Origin of the sequence: Treponema sp. UBA6852, from assembly GCA_002449305.1 — a bacterium.
Classification (GTDB): domain Bacteria; phylum Spirochaetota; class Spirochaetia; order Treponematales; family Treponemataceae; genus Treponema_D.
This window is the reverse complement of record DKDI01000033.1, coordinates 35890-50773: the sequence shown is the minus strand read 5'-3', so window position 1 is coordinate 50773 and position 14884 is coordinate 35890. Positions and strand designations below refer to the sequence as shown.

The following is a 14884-nucleotide window of genomic DNA, read 5'->3' as shown; positions in this document are numbered from 1 at the left end:
TAGCCCGAATGTCGAGTTTTGATAAGAACAGTAATTTAAGTGTCATTGCCGTGCTTGACACCGCGATGTTTGCATAGCAAACTCGGTTAGCAATCTTGCAAAAAAAGTGCAATAGATTATCGGGTCAAGCCCGATAATGACATTAAATCATAAAACTCGAAGTTTGGGCAACGTACAAATCTCTATTTCTTAAAAATATCGCTGTGTGTTCCTGTGTCAACCAAAGTCAAAACAAGAACATCGTTATACTTGTAATAAAATTGCAATTAATATGTTTATGAATATCTCACTGCAAAAATGTTGGCTAGGATTTTCAATGTTGACTATAACACAAAACACTGTTATTATTTTACTTGATGCTATTCAATTTATAAACTGTGGAGGTAACTATGTGCAGAACTTCTATTTATGAGGCGCGGAACAATCTTTCAAATTTCGTGAAGATTGCGGAAAGCGGAGAGCCTGTGGAACTTACAAGGTACGATAAGCCGGTTGCGGTAATTATCAGCTATGCGGATTATGAACACAGAGATGAAAAGCCTTCTTTGATTACTCGGCTTAACAAAATAAAGGAAAAATATGCGGATGTTCTAAATGATGAGGGAATCCCGCTTAGGCCAAAAGTTTATCCTGATCCGAACAGGGTGATTTTTGAAGAATAAATAAGTACTGAAGATTTGTTCATGCACAAATATAATAGTAAACATTTACGGAGGAAAAATGAAAAAAATATATCTTCTTGACACAAACATCGTGTCCGAGTTCTCAAAGGAACGTCCTAACAAAAACGTTATTGCCTTGTACGAAGCGCGAAAAAATCTCTGTGCAATTTCAGCTGTTACCTGGCAGGAACTTGTCTATGGACTTGAAAGAATGCCAAATGGAAAACGCAAAACTTATATAGAAGAATGTCTTGCAGAATACAAGAAAGACTTTGAGATAATTCCATACGATGACTTTGCAGCCAGAATCTGCGGTCAACTTTCAGGAAAATGTTCAACAGAAGGAAAAACCCTCCCTTATTGCGACACACAAATTGCCGCCACCGCAATTGCAAACGGAATGGTTCTTGTAACGCACAATGCAACAGATTTTGCCGAAGCCTCAGAACGCTCTTTTTTGCGCACAGAAGACTGGTTTTCTGCTGAATAATTTCAAAACTGAAGGAACACTTCCTAAGAGCCGTAGCGATACTTCCTAAAAGGCTAAGGAATACTTCCTAAGCCCCTTAGGAATACTCACTTCAGGTCTTAGGGATACTCACTCAGCCTCTTAGGAATACTTACTCAGCCTCTTAGGAATACTCACTTAGGGCTTTAGGGATACTCACTCAGCCTCTTAGGAATACTCACTTAGGGCTTTAGGGATACTCACTCAGCCTCTTAGGAAGTATTCCTTCAGCTAAATGTCAAATTTAGCTACACAAACGTCACGGTGTCAAGCACGGCAATGACAGTAAATTTTCAAAACTCGAATTTTAACCTTTTATTTTATCTTAGTTTGCACGAGGGAAGCCGCTGCGGGCAAGACGGATACCGTTGTTAGAATAAGTATCAGTAACACTGTTAGTATAAGAGCTATAAACATGTGCCCAGGTACTACTATCACTGAAAGAGCCACTTATACGTATACATTCTCCGCTTGCATTTTCAGCAATAGGATCTGTTACAACTCCTAAAGGAATGCTTTCTGATCTATCAGAACAAAACTCCCAACAGTTTCCGCTCATATCATAAAGTCCAAGTCTGTTAGGCTTTAACTTTCCAACTTCATGAGTTTTCTTAGTACTAGCATCTAAATCGTTATTATACCATGCAACATCAGATAAAGCATTAATATCACTAGTACCGGCGTACGTATAATTCCAGTCAGTAGAAGCGCTTTGGTCTCCACCGCGCGCAGCAAATTCCCACTCGGCAGCTGTAGGCAGACGGAAGCCGTTTTTTGATAAATCACAAGAAACACTTTGCCAAGTATTTTTTGCACTGGGATAATTTGGTTTTATATCACTATAAGCAATATTTTCACAGTCAACTTTTTGACCATTTTCATCATATGCTGTATAACATTCCTCAAGCCCCATTAATATAGAAAGCCTGTTGCAAAACACAATTGCATGATACCAGCTTATCGACTCAACTGGACGAAGCTTTTGAGTTTCTCCATCTTCTGGAGGATAAGAGCCTCCTTGGAACTTGCTTGGATTTTCTCCCATTACGGCTTCAAAAAGTTCCTGCGTCACTTCGTACTTACCTATGCTGTATGGGCTTAAAGTTACTGTGCGGCCGTCAATAAAAACGCCTTCGCTTCCGCTTCCTGTGATTGTCGTGGCGACATCAATTACTGTCGCAAGGGCTGTCTTTTCAAGCTTGGTTTTGTTTATAACTATGCTTCCGTCTTCAGCAATAGAAAAGATGTTAGACAAAAGTATTAAGGTTAAAGAGCATTCTGTAGTTTTATCAGCTTCAACTTTTATATCTTTGCTTCCAGATGCGATAAGCTCATCATTGTTCGCAGAATCTCTCGCTTCTGCCTCAACGGTATATTCACCGGCTTCAAGCTCCGTGAACTCTATTACCCCCCCCAACGCCGCATCTTTCTCTATAGTCTCACTTTCGCCAATTACACGCACAACGAACTTGTCGGCATTTTCCTTATTGTAAAGGTAGTAGCGTCCGCTGCCAGGCAGAGCTACACGGATTGAGCCGCCTTTTTCTGAGCCGCCGCTCATGTTCATGCAGGACGCCGCCACAAATAAAAACGCAAATAAAGCTAGAACAATAAATTTCTTCATAAAAGACCTCTAGTTTTTTGGATTGTCGGATCAAGTCCGACAATGACAACTTTCATTTCTCTGTCATTCCCGCACTTGTTTCATCTCTCTGTCATTGTCGTACTTGAATTTCCCTGTCATTCCCACACTTGATATGGGAATCTCTTTTATAATCAACTTTTTAATAATCTATTTTACATTATAATGAATAAATCGCAATAAATACAAGAAACTCTTTGTTTTTTCTAATCAGTGTGGAAAAATCAGCCTGCTAAACAAAAAGCCTCCAGTGCAAACTATTCAAGTTACACTGGAGGTGTCGTTTTTTCTGGCATTCAATGGCTTTTATTAAGTTGCCATTGCATTGGCCTCAATTTATTTTTATAAATTATATTCCAAAGCTTATATTGCGCCTCGAAAAGTGATATTAGTACATTGTAATGTTCCTACATCAAAAGCTGTACTTACTTCTTTGTGTAGGTTATATCGGCAAGTTCTTGCTTTAGCTTTGTAGAAGGCTGAAAAAGCACACGTACATTAGTTATATCATTTGAAGTAACGTCTTTTTCCACCTGCTGTCCTTTTGCCCTAAACGACAATTTAAGGATACCAAAGTTATCAAGCCTTACCTTGTTTGAGTTTTTCAGGTAATGCGGCACTTTATCCAAGAAGCTTTCGATAACAGCCACAATATCTGCCGGATTAAGCGTGCATCCCTTTGAAATTTCACAAGCCAACTGACGGATGTTGATTTCATCGGAATATTCCGCTGTTGCATAAAACTTAGACTCTTCCCTGTTAATGGGGTTTTCCCTTTTTTTTACAGAATACATCATTTCGGTGATTCTCCTTAATAAAAATATGAAGCACTCTCAATAAGCACCTCCGCTAGCAAATAATTTTTTAGAAGCTCCAACGGAACCTCATACTTCCGGCCGGAAAGTACAATAACAAGTTAATAAAAATAGCCTAAGTTGCCAACTTTTTTTTGCAGAATTTTTATATTTTTTTACAACAGGTCAAAAGCCAGTGAGGTTTGGGTCAAAACTCAGTAACTTTTAGGTGAAAACTCAGTAACTTTTAAAAAAAACTCACAGACTTTTGAGTGAAACCTCAGTGAGTTTTGAGTGAATTTTTGCATGAAAAAATAAAGAATGATTTTACAACATCGATTTGCATCTTGTTTAAGAGAAATTTCTGATTTTTCTAAAAGGCAGAATGTCGAGTTTTAATAAAACAGCTACTAAACAATTATTCCTATGCAACAAGGCTGTCATTGCTATGCAAACATCGCAGGGGCAAGCACGATAATAACATTAAATCATAAAACTCAAAATTGAACCTAAAATATTGATTATAAACTCAACTAGCTTTATTTCTAAATCCCGCTTAAATATTCTGAAATATTTGCGTTTTTATACAAGTCGTAGGCTTCATCAATAACTTCTTTCAATATGTCATATGTGTCATCTTCTTCACGATTAAAAATAACTTCCGCAAGACAAACTAAGGAATACGGATTATTTGTTGGGAACTTGTTTTTGATTGTATCAAGAAAATTATAATCTATATCGTGGAGAATTTTTTCTTTCAATAAAGGCAAAGTATATTTCACAATTTTTTTCTGGCAAGCAAACAAAAAAAATGCGCGGCTTTGGAATCGAACCAAAGACCCCAAGCGTGTCATGCTTGTACTCTAACCAACTGAGCTAGTCGCGCAAAATATGCACTTATAATAACAAAACTTTTCTCCAGCGTCTACCCTATTAAAGCAGGTTCTTAGGGTGCACCCCCCTAAGCGGTGCAAGGAAAGAAGGGTGGTATGGAGGGAGGAAAAATAGCGATGAAATCGCCTTGCTTTCAACCGAATTAATTGGTTTTCCTCCCTCCAAAAAAAGGTTAATTGAAAATTCACTTTTTAACTGCTAGAATCTTTGGCATGAATCTTTTATCTGTGAATAACCTTGCAAAAATCGGGCGTGAAAAACCTTTGTTTACAGGAGTAACATTTGGCTTGAACGAAGGAGACAAGGCAGCTCTTATAGGACGCAATGGAACTGGAAAGTCAACTCTGCTTAACACAATTGCAGGCCTGCTTTCCCCGGACGAAGGAACTGTTGTTCTTAACAAGGAAGCCGGAGTTTCTTTTCTTGCACAAAATCCTTTGTACAGCAAGGATGACACAATCAAAAGCCACATATTCAAATTCCAAAGTCCCAAGCTCAAGACAATCCGCGAATACGAAGAAGCCTGCGACGAGCTTCAAAAAACAAACTCGCAGCAAGCCCAGCAAAAGTTCAACACATTGAACGAAAAAATGCAAAAGGACAATCTTTGGAACTACGAGTCCCAGATAAAGTCAATTCTTACCACGCTTGGAATAAACGACCTTAACCGCAAGATGGGAGAGCTTTCAGGCGGAATGATAAAAAAAGTCGCGCTTGCACAAGTTCTTGTTGAAGACACAAAGCTGCTTCTTTTGGACGAGCCCACAAACCATCTGGACATTTCCACAATTCTTTGGCTTCAAAATTATCTTGCCGAAACTAAAAGGTCAGTTCTTATGGTAACCCACGACCGTTATTTTTTGGACGCAGTCTGCAACAATATCTATGAACTTGCGCGCAACAAGATAAAGCTTTACACAGGCAACTATTCAACTTACCTTGAAAAAAAACAGACAGAAGCGCAGATTGAAGCGAACACAGAACGCCGCATTGAATCCGTTTTGAGGTTTGAGCGCGACTGGCTTATGAGAGGACCTTGCGCCCGCGGAACAAAAGCAAAGGCAAGAATCCAGCGCGACCAGGCTTTAATAAACCGTGAAAAGTTTTCCGCAGACAAGGGCTTTACTTTTGAAGTTGAAGGCAGAAGGCTCGGCGGAAAAATTCTTGAGCTTCATAAAATCACAAAGAATTTTCAAAAAGGATTCGCATCTTCGGGCAAAAGCAAAACAGAAAATGCCTTTCCAGTTCTTAAAGACTTTAGCTACAGTTTTAACAAAGGCGAAAAAATCGGCGTGTTCGGCGGCAACGGCTCTGGAAAAACTACGCTTTTGAATATAATCACGCAGAAAATCCAGCCAGATTCCGGCGAAGTTGTAAAAGGCGAAAACACTTCTATTGCTTACTATGAGCAGAATCCACATTTTGAAAACACGGAACTTACAGTTCTTGACTACATAAAGGAAGCGGCGGACGTTATGAAAATGAATGACGGCACAGTTTTAAGCGCGCCTCTTTTTCTTGAGCAGTTCGGCTTTGAAGGAAAAATTCAGCATTCGCCAGTGGGAACTTTGAGCGGCGGAGAGCGCAAGCGGCTTTATCTTGTGCGACTTTTAATCAGCAATCCGAATTTTCTGATTCTGGACGAGCCTACAAACGACTTTGATATTTTTACAATGAATATTCTTGAGCAGTTTTTGCTTTCGTTCAAGGGCTGCCTTTTAGTTGTTAGCCACGACCGTTACTTTATGGACAAAATCTGCGACACAATGTTTATAATGGAAAACGATGGAAGTGTTTCCGGTTTTGTAGGGAAATGCTCTGAATATCTTGAGCTTGAACAGGAACAAAGCGCGCAACAAAAATCACAATCCAAGCAGGAAGAAAAAACAGAAAAGACTCCAGTTCATCAGAAAAAGAACAAAATGTCGTTCAAGGAAAAAAAGGAATTCGAGCAGCTTGAGCAGCGCATATTTGAGCTTGAAGATAAAAAGCCGGAACTTGAAAAACTTATGGCCTGCCCTGACTACGAAAAATCCTCAAAAGCCGGAAAAGAATACGCAGACCTAGAAAAAGAGCTTGAAGAAGCATATTCAAGATGGGAAGAACTTTCCGCGCTTGAAATGTAAACGGAGGTACTTTTATGGAAGAAAAAATCGAACAGTTGAAACAGCTTGTAGAAAAATCCCAGAAGATTGTGTTTTTTGGAGGAGCTGGAGTCAGTACAGAAAGCGGCATTCCAGACTTTAGGAGCGTTGACGGACTTTACAATCAAAAGTGGGCTTATCCGCCGGAAACAATACTGAGCGCGACTTTTTTTCATTCAAATCCAAAGGAATTCTACAGATTCTACCGGGAAAAACTTCTTGTTTCCGGAATAAAGCCGAACATTACGCATTTTAAACTTGCGGAACTTGAAAAACAAGGAAAACTTCTGGCAGTCGTAACTCAGAATATTGACGGACTTCATCAGGCGGCAGGAAGCAAAAATGTCTTTGAGCTGCACGGAAGTGTCCTTAGAAACTACTGCACAAAATGCGGAGCGTTCTACGATGAAAAATATATTGCTTCTCATTCAGACCAAGACGGACTTCCACGGTGCGAAAAATGCGGGTCCCTCATAAAGCCGGACGTTGTTCTTTACGAAGAATCTTTAAAGGATGAAGTTGTAAGCGGCGCAATCAAGGCAATAGGCAGCGCAGACCTTTTGATTATCGGAGGGACTTCGCTCACTGTTTATCCGGCGGCAGGAATGATTCATTATTTCCGCGGAGAAAACATTGTGCTTATAAACCGCGACCCGACTCCAAGCGACGGAATTGCAAACCTCGTTCTGCACGAAAACCTTGGAAACGTTTTTTCAAAATTGTAGTCAAATATCAAATTTTATATTTTACTGTCATTATCGGGCTTGACCCTGCGATGTTTCTGAAAAAAACTCGGTTGATAATCTGTTGGAAAGATTCCTGTGCCAAAGCACAGGAATGACAATTAAATTTACTTTAATGCCATTCTTTGCGCCAAAACTGTTTTTAGGGAAGCAAGTGTTTCTTTTACTGCGGACTCATTGCTTCCTGAAAGAACTGAATCGCAAGCTGAACTTACGGCTGTAATGTTTCCAAGGATGTCTTGCTCAAGCTTTGCAGAAAAAATTTCATTTGAGCCGGCAATTTTTTTTGCTTCTTCGGCAAGTTCCGCTATCTGTTTTTTTTCTTCATCAAACTGGCTATTTAAATTTTGCGATTTCTGCACAAGAAGATTCATTGATAAATCAATTCTTTCCAGCAAATCGGAATTTTCTTTTTTATTTCCAGACTTCTGAAAAAGCCTCTTCATAAAATCTGTAATTTTCATAGTTAAACATTATCTCTGATTTGCAAAAATATGGCAATACAAACCTTGCGCGCAAAAGTCTTGACCTTGCAATTCCATGAACTATAAACTAAAGCAAAAGGTCAAATGTTGAGTTTTGATAAAAACAGTCATTTCTGTGCTTCGACACAGGAATCTGTTGTAAAATTTAAATAGATTATCGGGTCAAGCCCGATAATGACATCAAATTATAAAACTCGAAATCAAATTTAAAGAAAAAGGCTGATGAAAAAATGAATGCAATTTACGCCGCCGGGCTTAACGGAGAATTCGCACTAGAAAATGGAACTCTTCCATGGAAAAAAGTTCCCGAGCTTCAAAAAGAATGCAAGGAAGACATGGCTTTTTTTAAACAAATGACTTTAAAAAAAGCCGTCATAATGGGATTTAACACTTTTAAAACTCTGCCTTTTCCGCTCAAAGACAGGCTGAACATTGTAATAAAAAGAAACGCTGTTCCGCAAAAAATAGAAAACACAGGCAATGAGTTTATGTTTTTTTCTTCTATTGAAGAAGCTTTAAATGCGCTTAACTTTTTTTGCCCGGATGATATTTTTTTAATAGGCGGAAAAAAGCTATTTGCAGAAGCGTTCAGAAAGAACCTTGTGGACGGCATTATCTACGAAACAGTTTTTTGCAAGAACTTTCCAAATGCAAAAATTTTTATAAACCGCCCTCAAAAGTTCAGTCTGATAAATTCAAGGAAAAGCGGAATTCTTGTTTTTAATCAGTACAGAAATCTGGAAGCTCCAAAGGCTCAATTCCAAAGCGGCTTGCAAAATCCCTAGCTTTCCAGGCGTTCATTATAACATCCTGAGGATTGTGCGCATCAGAATTGCAAATTACACGGACATTCGTAAGGGACGCCATTTCCCAGAACTCAACAAACGGGTAAGGGTAGCGCATTCCGCGCTTTGTATGATTCGGAGTTCTAGTTATTCCAAGTCCATTTATTTCAATAGGCAAATCTAAATCAGAAGCCGCATCCAAAATTGCCTGGCTGCAAGCCTTTGACTGGTCGTCCCATTCCTTGTAGCCTGCCATAAACAAATCCGGGTGAGCAAGAAAAGCAAAATGACCGCTCCGCATTCCTTCTATAGTTTGGTCAATGTATTTGTTCAAAAGCGAAGGGCTTTCAACATCGGGAATATAAATATGGCTTGATCCGTCTGCAACCCAGTGCGAGCCAAGAACAAGATAGTCCGCTCCAAAGTTCGCCTTAAGCTCATCGTACCAGCCGGTGTATGATTCTTCCCATTCACATTCATATCCTTGGTAAACAGGAAACGCCGCAGCTTCCTTTGCCTCTTCAATCCATTCGCTGTATTCAGAAGCCTCTTTTGTTGTCATTCTTATTTCCGGCCAGTAGTCAAAAAAATCTTCCGGATAAGGGCAATGGTCAGAAAATCCCAAAGCAGTGCAGCCTTCCAGCATAGCCTGATTAACATAATCGACCGGCTGTCCTTTTGCATGATGGCAAAGCTCTGTGTGCGTATGAAAGTTAGAAATTGATTTCATATATGTTTGATTTTAGTAAAAAAGAAGAATTATGTTAAGGGCATAAAAAAATCCCCTCCAGTTTCCTAGAGGGGAAGTTAGCATTTAGCCGCTAAACATCAATGAAAATTATTTCTTTGTTGTTTTTTTAGCAGGAGCTTTTTTTGCTGATGCTTTTGCAGCTGGTTTCTTTGCTGTTGACTTTGCAGCCGGTTTTTTAGCAGGAGCTTTCTTTGCTGGGGCTTTTGCAGCCGGTTTCTTTGCTGTTGAAGTCTTTTTTTCTGCTACAGTTTTCTTTGCAGTAGCTGGCTTTTTTGCTGGGGCTTTTGCAGCTTTTGCAGCGGCAAGAGCTTTAATAACAGCCTGTGCTCCGGCAAGACGTGCAGCTGGTACACGGAATGGTGAGCAAGAAACGTAGTTAAGACCAAGTTTGTAGCAAAGAGCGATTGAATCTGGGTCTCCGCCATGTTCTCCACAGATTCCAAGGTGAAGGTCAGATTTTACCGAGCGTCCCTTAGCTTCTGCAATTTCCATAAGAGCGCCTGGTCCGTCTGGATCAAGAGTCTTGAATGGGTCTTTTTCGAGAATCTTCTGGTCAAGGTAAGAATCAATGAACTTGCCATAGTCATCACGGCTAAAGCCGAATGTTGTCTGTGTAAGGTCATTTGTACCGAATGAGAAGAAGTCAGCGTACTGTGCAATCTGATCTGCTGTGCAAGCTGCGCGTGGGAATTCAATCATAGAACCAATCTGGAACTTGAGTTTTGTTCCCTTTGATTCGTTTACTTTTGCAATTACAGCTTCTGCCTGTGCGCGGATCTGCTTGAGTTCGTTTACAGAAGTTACGTTAGGAATCATAATGCGAACATCATGTGCAATTCCGTCCTTTTCTGCGTGTGCAGTTGCCAAAGCGATTGCTTCAACCTGCATTTCGTAGATTTCAGGATATGTGATTGCAAGACGGCATCCGCGGTGTCCAAGCATAGGGTTGTGTTCGTTGAGGTCAGCGAACTTTGCCTTGATTGTTGCAACAGAAACTCCGAGCTTAGAAGCAAGAGCCTGAGCTTCAACATCTGTAGCAGCCTGAATGAACTCGTTAAGAGGCGGGTCAAGAAGACGGATTGTTACAGCGCGTCCGCCCATTGTCTTGATGATTCCGTAGAAATCTTTTTCCTGAAGTGGAAGAATCTTTGCAAGGTTTTCTTTGCGTGCTTCTGTGTTTTCAGAAATAATCATCTTCTGGAATGAAGAAAGTTTTGGCTCCTCAAAGAACATGTGCTCTGTGCGGCAAAGACCAATACCGTTTGCGCCAAACTTGAATGCCTGTGGAGCTTCGTTCTGCTCTGCATTTGCAAGAACATCGAATCCTTTTACAGTCTTTCCAGAAGCTGTTTTGCGTACAGACTTTGCGCGGATTTCATCAGCCCAGCCAAGGAATGTTTCAAGGTCGCCAGAAACTTTTGCTTCTTCTACAGGAATAAGACCTGCGTAAACTTTACCAGTTGAACCGTCAATAGAAATATTGTCGCCCTTCTTGAAAGTCTTGTCGCCAATCTTTACTGTTTCTTTGTCTACGAATACAACTGCTGCGCAACCGCAAACACAAGGAGTTCCCATACCACGTGCAACAACAGCAGCGTGTGAAGTGCGTCCGCCTGTAGATGTCAAGATTCCTTCTGCAACGTACATACCTGCAATGTCATCAGGAGATGTCTCTTTGCGAACGAGCATTACTTTCTTTCCAGCCTTGTTCCATTCAACAGCTTCGTCTGCTGTGAATACAATCTGTCCGGCTCCAGCTCCAGGAGATGCGTTAAGAGCTTCTGCGATTGGTGCAGCGGCTTTAAGAGCTTTTGGCTCAAACTGAGGGTGAAGAAGCTGGTCAAGCTGATCTGGCTTTACACGGAGAAGAGCCTGTTCTTTTGTGATGAGTTTTTCTGCAACCATGTCAACTGCCATTTTAACAGCTGCCGGTCCTGTGCGTTTTCCGTTGCGGCACTGAAGCATATAGAGAGTTCCTTCCTGAACTGTGAACTCCATATCCTGCATATCGTGATAGTGCTTTTCAAGGCGAGCGCGGATTTTGCAAAGCTGATCGTAAATCTTTGGATTTGTTTCAGCAAGCTGAGAAAGGTGCTGAGGTGTGCGGATTCCAGCAACAACGTCTTCACCCTGAGCATTCATAAGGTATTCACCCATGAATTCGTTAACACCAGTAGAAGGATCGCGGCTGAAGCAAACACCAGTTCCTGATGTGTCGCCCATGTTTCCAAATACCATTGCCATAACAGTTACGGCTGTGCCTTTGATAACTCTTTCATCAATGTTGTTGAGCTTGCGGTATGTGATAGCACGAGGATTCATCCAAGAACCAAATACAGCTCCGATTGCTCCCCACATCTGTTTGTGTGGATCCTGCGGGAAGTCTTCGCCCTTTTCTTTCTTGTACATTGCCTTGTACTTAGAAACAATTTCCTGAAGTTCTTCTGTAGTAAGATCTGTATCCTGTGTGATTCCACGGTGAGACTTAACTTCGTCGATGATTTCTTCGAACTTGTCGTGATCTACACCCATTGCAACGTTGCCGTACATCTGAATAAAGCGGCGGTATGCATCCCATGCAAAGCGTGGGTTCTGTGTTTTGTTTGCAAGACCAAGAACTGAATTGTCGTTAAGACCGAGGTTGAGGATTGTGTCCATCATACCAGGCATAGATTCTGCAGCGCCTGAGCGAACTGAAACAAGAAGCGGATCTTTTGCATCGCCGAGCTTTTTGCCCATTGACTTTTCAAGCTTTGCAAGATACTTAGCAACTTCTGCATCAAGTCCTGCCGGATACTTTTTGCCTAATTTGTAGTATTCCTGACAAACATCAATTGAAATTGTGAATCCAGATGGAACAGGAAGGCTCAAAGGTTTCTTTGCCATCTGAGCAAGGTTTGCGCCTTTTCCACCGAGGATTGGACGCATTGATTCATCGCCTTCTGCGTCGCCATCACCAAAGTAATAAACATATTTGGTCTTAGCCATTATGTCCTCCATATATATATGTGAAGAAAATTATAATGGTAATTTCTTGTATCGTCAACAAATGTTTTTAATATCAGCAAGAATTGCAAATTAAAATTTGAATTTTTTCAAAAGGAATTCTTTAAAGCAAATCGCAGACTTCTCAATTTATCAAATCCACAAAAAAAATCGCCAAGTTTTTCCAATCCATACAGCAAGTTCATATCTTTAACGTGAGCCAAAATTTCCCAATTTTCACAAAATTAACTTCATCTTCTGCGTCAAAAAAATTCAAATAAAAAGGCAAATTCAACGGTCATAGCACAAATTTTCAAGCAAACACAAAACTCAAACGCAGATAATAAGCCAAAAACAAGCGAAAAAGGCATTTATTCAGCAAATTGCTGACTTTTCTCCACTTGGCACGCATTCTGCTATATATTTAGTGTACGGCTGAAAGGCAGTACGAAAAAAAATTAAAACAATGCTGTAAAACCAGCGAGGAGATTTATATGAACGAACTTTCACTTTTAGATTCACTTTTTGGAAATGACGGATTTGCATTGCCAAGCTACCGCGAAGCAGCTTTTGCCCCGAAAGTAGACGTTGTGCAGAAAAAAGACAGCTATGTGCTTTCTATGGATTTGCCTGGAAAAACTGAAAAAGATGTAGACATAACGCTTAAAAACGATGTTCTTACAATTTCTTCTGTTGAAAACGCAAAGTCTGATTCAGGAGAAAAGAAAGAAAAAGTTGACGATGTTTACTACATTCTGCGCGAACGCACAACAAGGCACAGCCAATTCAAACGTTCATTTACTTTGCCAAAAGACATTGATGCCAACAAAGTAAACGCAACATTCAAAAACGGCATTCTTTCTATTGAAATCGGACGCAAGGAAGATTCCACAGAAAAGAAAATTACAATCAAAAGCGAGTAAAAAAAATTAAAAAATTTTTTAAAAACTGTTGACAAAGAAAATGCAATGATGTATATTCTAATCAGCTTATAAAGCTGATAAAACTCTCTCCTTTAGTTCACGAAAGTGAACGGCAGAACCCCGGGCATCCGGGGTTCTGTTCATTTAAAGACATTAATTTTATTATTGATTCTAGTTGTCTGTCATCAAAATTATTAGATTCAATTCCGAGTTTTATGATTTAATGTCATTACTAGGATTGACACTGCGATGTTTGCACAGGAATAATTGTTTAGTAGCTGTTTTATTAAAATTCGACATTCGTCTTTTACGGCAAAATATTTTTTTTCAGTTTTTATAAAAAAAACTACATCGACATTCCTATAGAAAAGCCTGTCCTGAATTCTTTTTCTGTAATATTGTAAATGACTTCAACTGAACAAGCCGGAAACGCGACTTTTGAAAGGTACATTTTCATTCCGCCGCCAGCTCCCTGATTAAAAACCCAAGTCCTGTCAAAGTCTTTTGCGCGCGCTGTCTGATAAACCGCATAAACAGAAAAAAGGCCTATTTTTGTCTTGAGCGCAGCATATTCAAGCCCAATAGAAAGTCCTGCCATTGAATCAGAAGAAAATTCGCTAGGAAAAAGACTAACAGAAGCTGAACGTCCGCCAGTGTAAAAGACAATCGGAGCGTCGAATTCATAGAAGCAAGACGCTGACTGCACAATTCTAAGCTTGTCAAGAATCGGCTGCTGAATTTTTATTTTAAGCTCAAATCCGTTAAAAACATCCCGGCAAGGCGTAACATCAACAAAAGCCTTTGCGGCTGCGGATTTTTCAGACATAAAAACACCGTTCCAGTCAGCGGTTTTAAAATCTATTGTGGCGGAAGATTCCCATACTTTTTCAGATTCAATCTCGCCTTTAATTTCGTCCGAGCCGTCAATTTTTACAATTCCAAACCCTGTGTTTAATTCCGCAGAAAAACAGTCAAAGAATTTTTTGGAAACGCCAAGGCTTCCGCGGAAAGAAAGAGAGCCAAAATCGTAAACTGAATCGTCTTTTGTTGTAACAAGCTCCGTGTCTGATTTTGAAATTCCTGTGTAAATCGAAAATCCCAATGACGAGCCTTTTGGCGGACGTGAAAAAAATGTCATTCCAGAAATGTTGTCGCGCGAAAAAATTCCGCCTAGAATAAAAAAATCCTTCAACCCCATCGCATTTGAATCAATAAGAAATGCGCCCGCAGAAAAAAGTCCGTCGTTAACGGCAACAATCGGCAACGGCAAAATGGACATTTTCTCTTCAAGTGAAATTTTCACGCAGCTTTCGTTTTCGGTTATAGGCTCGCATTCAATTGAAATGTTTGTAAAAAGATTGTCCGCCTGAAGCGAATTTTCTATGCTGTGCAAGGTTTCTGCAGAGGCTTCTTTTCCAATGAATTTTTTTAAATCACGCTGAGCAGCAAATTCTTTTGTACGCTTTAAGCCTTGAATTTCAAATTTTGTAATTATAGGCTCCGCATTCAGAAAACCTGCAAAAACAGCAAAAAGCGCAACTGCAAAAAATGATTTTTTCATTTAAAAC

Annotated in this window: 13 protein-coding genes and 1 tRNA gene; 6 read left to right on the top strand and 8 right to left on the bottom strand. The window is 40.0% G+C overall.

What is annotated here, in order from left to right:
* The first annotated feature begins 389 nt into the window (after window positions 1-389).
* Complete coding sequence (locus B3209_RS06925) at window positions 390-662, top strand: type II toxin-antitoxin system Phd/YefM family antitoxin (protein WP_296662218.1); 273 nt, start codon at window positions 390-392, stop codon at window positions 660-662.
* Between the two features lie 58 nt (window positions 663-720).
* Window positions 721-1152, top strand: a complete 432-nt coding sequence (locus tag B3209_RS06920; RefSeq protein WP_296662219.1) for a type II toxin-antitoxin system VapC family toxin — start codon at window positions 721-723, stop codon at window positions 1150-1152.
* A 343-nt stretch (window positions 1153-1495) separates the two neighbouring features.
* Here B3209_RS06920 and B3209_RS06915 read toward each other — a convergent pair whose 3' ends face one another.
* The 4 genes from B3209_RS06915 to B3209_RS06900 form a co-directional block, all read right to left on the bottom strand.
* Complete coding sequence (locus B3209_RS06915) at window positions 1496-2794, bottom strand: SUMF1/EgtB/PvdO family nonheme iron enzyme (RefSeq protein ID WP_296662220.1); 1299 nt, start codon at window positions 2792-2794, stop codon at window positions 1496-1498.
* 443 nt (window positions 2795-3237) lie between these two features.
* A complete protein-coding gene (locus B3209_RS06910) occupies window positions 3238-3609 on the bottom strand; it encodes an HU family DNA-binding protein (protein WP_296690276.1) in 372 nt (123 codons plus the stop codon).
* A gap of 542 nt (window positions 3610-4151) precedes the next feature.
* Entirely contained in the window at window positions 4152-4367 is a 216-nt protein-coding gene (locus B3209_RS06905; protein ID WP_296690275.1) for a hypothetical protein, read from the bottom strand.
* A gap of 51 nt (window positions 4368-4418) precedes the next feature.
* Window positions 4419-4492 (bottom strand) — tRNA-Val (locus B3209_RS06900).
* Between the two features lie 220 nt (window positions 4493-4712).
* Here B3209_RS06900 and abc-f point away from each other — a divergent pair.
* Both abc-f and B3209_RS06890 read left to right on the top strand, forming a co-directional pair.
* Complete coding sequence (gene abc-f, locus B3209_RS06895) at window positions 4713-6626, top strand: ribosomal protection-like ABC-F family protein (RefSeq protein WP_296662223.1); 1914 nt, start codon at window positions 4713-4715, stop codon at window positions 6624-6626.
* 14 nt (window positions 6627-6640) lie between these two features.
* The gene (locus B3209_RS06890; RefSeq protein ID WP_296662224.1) at window positions 6641-7369 is read left to right on the top strand and encodes an NAD-dependent protein deacylase; all 729 of its coding nucleotides are present in this window, start codon (window positions 6641-6643) and stop codon (window positions 7367-7369) included.
* Between the two features lie 125 nt (window positions 7370-7494).
* Here the strand turns inward: B3209_RS06890 and B3209_RS06885 are convergent, their stop codons facing one another.
* The gene (locus tag B3209_RS06885; protein WP_295799976.1) at window positions 7495-7851 is read right to left on the bottom strand and encodes a hypothetical protein; all 357 of its coding nucleotides are present in this window, start codon (window positions 7849-7851) and stop codon (window positions 7495-7497) included.
* Window positions 7852-8102: 251 nt separating this feature from the next.
* On the opposite strand from B3209_RS06885, the gene B3209_RS06880 reads away from it, so the two are divergent.
* On the top strand, window positions 8103-8657 hold the full coding sequence (locus tag B3209_RS06880) for a dihydrofolate reductase (protein ID WP_296662225.1): 555 nt from the start codon (window positions 8103-8105) through the stop codon (window positions 8655-8657).
* Here B3209_RS06880 and B3209_RS06875 read toward each other — a convergent pair.
* Complete coding sequence (locus B3209_RS06875; protein WP_296662226.1) at window positions 8593-9387, bottom strand: histidinol-phosphatase; 795 nt, start codon at window positions 9385-9387, stop codon at window positions 8593-8595. The genes B3209_RS06880 and B3209_RS06875 overlap by 65 nt on opposite strands.
* Window positions 9388-9495: 108 nt before the next feature.
* Complete coding sequence (ppdK, locus tag B3209_RS06870) at window positions 9496-12396, bottom strand: pyruvate, phosphate dikinase (RefSeq protein WP_296662227.1); 2901 nt, start codon at window positions 12394-12396, stop codon at window positions 9496-9498.
* A 491-nt stretch (window positions 12397-12887) separates the two neighbouring features.
* Between ppdK and B3209_RS06865 the strand changes: the two genes are divergently transcribed.
* Window positions 12888-13316, top strand: a complete 429-nt coding sequence (locus B3209_RS06865; RefSeq protein WP_296662228.1) for an Hsp20/alpha crystallin family protein — start codon at window positions 12888-12890, stop codon at window positions 13314-13316.
* Between the two features lie 346 nt (window positions 13317-13662).
* On the opposite strand, the gene B3209_RS06860 is transcribed toward B3209_RS06865, so the two are convergent.
* The gene (locus tag B3209_RS06860; protein WP_296662229.1) at window positions 13663-14877 is read right to left on the bottom strand and encodes a hypothetical protein; all 1215 of its coding nucleotides are present in this window, start codon (window positions 14875-14877) and stop codon (window positions 13663-13665) included.
* Window positions 14878-14884 lie beyond the last annotated feature (7 nt).

Bases quoted from the DNA above. Each gene is read 5' to 3' on its own strand.
- B3209_RS06915 (WP_296662220.1), bottom strand. From the start codon at position 2,794: ATGAAGAAATTTATTGTTCTAGCTTTATTTGCGTTTTTATTTGTGGCG.
- B3209_RS06865 (WP_296662228.1), top strand. From the start codon at position 12,888: ATGAACGAACTTTCACTTTTAGATTCACTTTTTGGAAATGACGGATTT.
- B3209_RS06890 (WP_296662224.1), top strand. From the start codon at position 6,641: ATGGAAGAAAAAATCGAACAGTTGAAACAGCTTGTAGAAAAATCCCAG.
- B3209_RS06920 (WP_296662219.1), top strand. From the start codon at position 721: ATGAAAAAAATATATCTTCTTGACACAAACATCGTGTCCGAGTTCTCA.
- B3209_RS06880 (WP_296662225.1), top strand. From the start codon at position 8,103: ATGAATGCAATTTACGCCGCCGGGCTTAACGGAGAATTCGCACTAGAA.
- ppdK (WP_296662227.1), bottom strand. From the start codon at position 12,396: ATGGCTAAGACCAAATATGTTTATTACTTTGGTGATGGCGACGCAGAA.
- B3209_RS06910 (WP_296690276.1), bottom strand. From the start codon at position 3,609: ATGATGTATTCTGTAAAAAAAAGGGAAAACCCCATTAACAGGGAAGAG.
- B3209_RS06860 (WP_296662229.1), bottom strand. From the start codon at position 14,877: ATGAAAAAATCATTTTTTGCAGTTGCGCTTTTTGCTGTTTTTGCAGGT.
- B3209_RS06925 (WP_296662218.1), top strand. From the start codon at position 390: ATGTGCAGAACTTCTATTTATGAGGCGCGGAACAATCTTTCAAATTTC.
- abc-f (WP_296662223.1), top strand. From the start codon at position 4,713: ATGAATCTTTTATCTGTGAATAACCTTGCAAAAATCGGGCGTGAAAAA.
- B3209_RS06875 (WP_296662226.1), bottom strand. From the start codon at position 9,387: ATGAAATCAATTTCTAACTTTCATACGCACACAGAGCTTTGCCATCAT.
- B3209_RS06885 (WP_295799976.1), bottom strand. From the start codon at position 7,851: ATGAAAATTACAGATTTTATGAAGAGGCTTTTTCAGAAGTCTGGAAAT.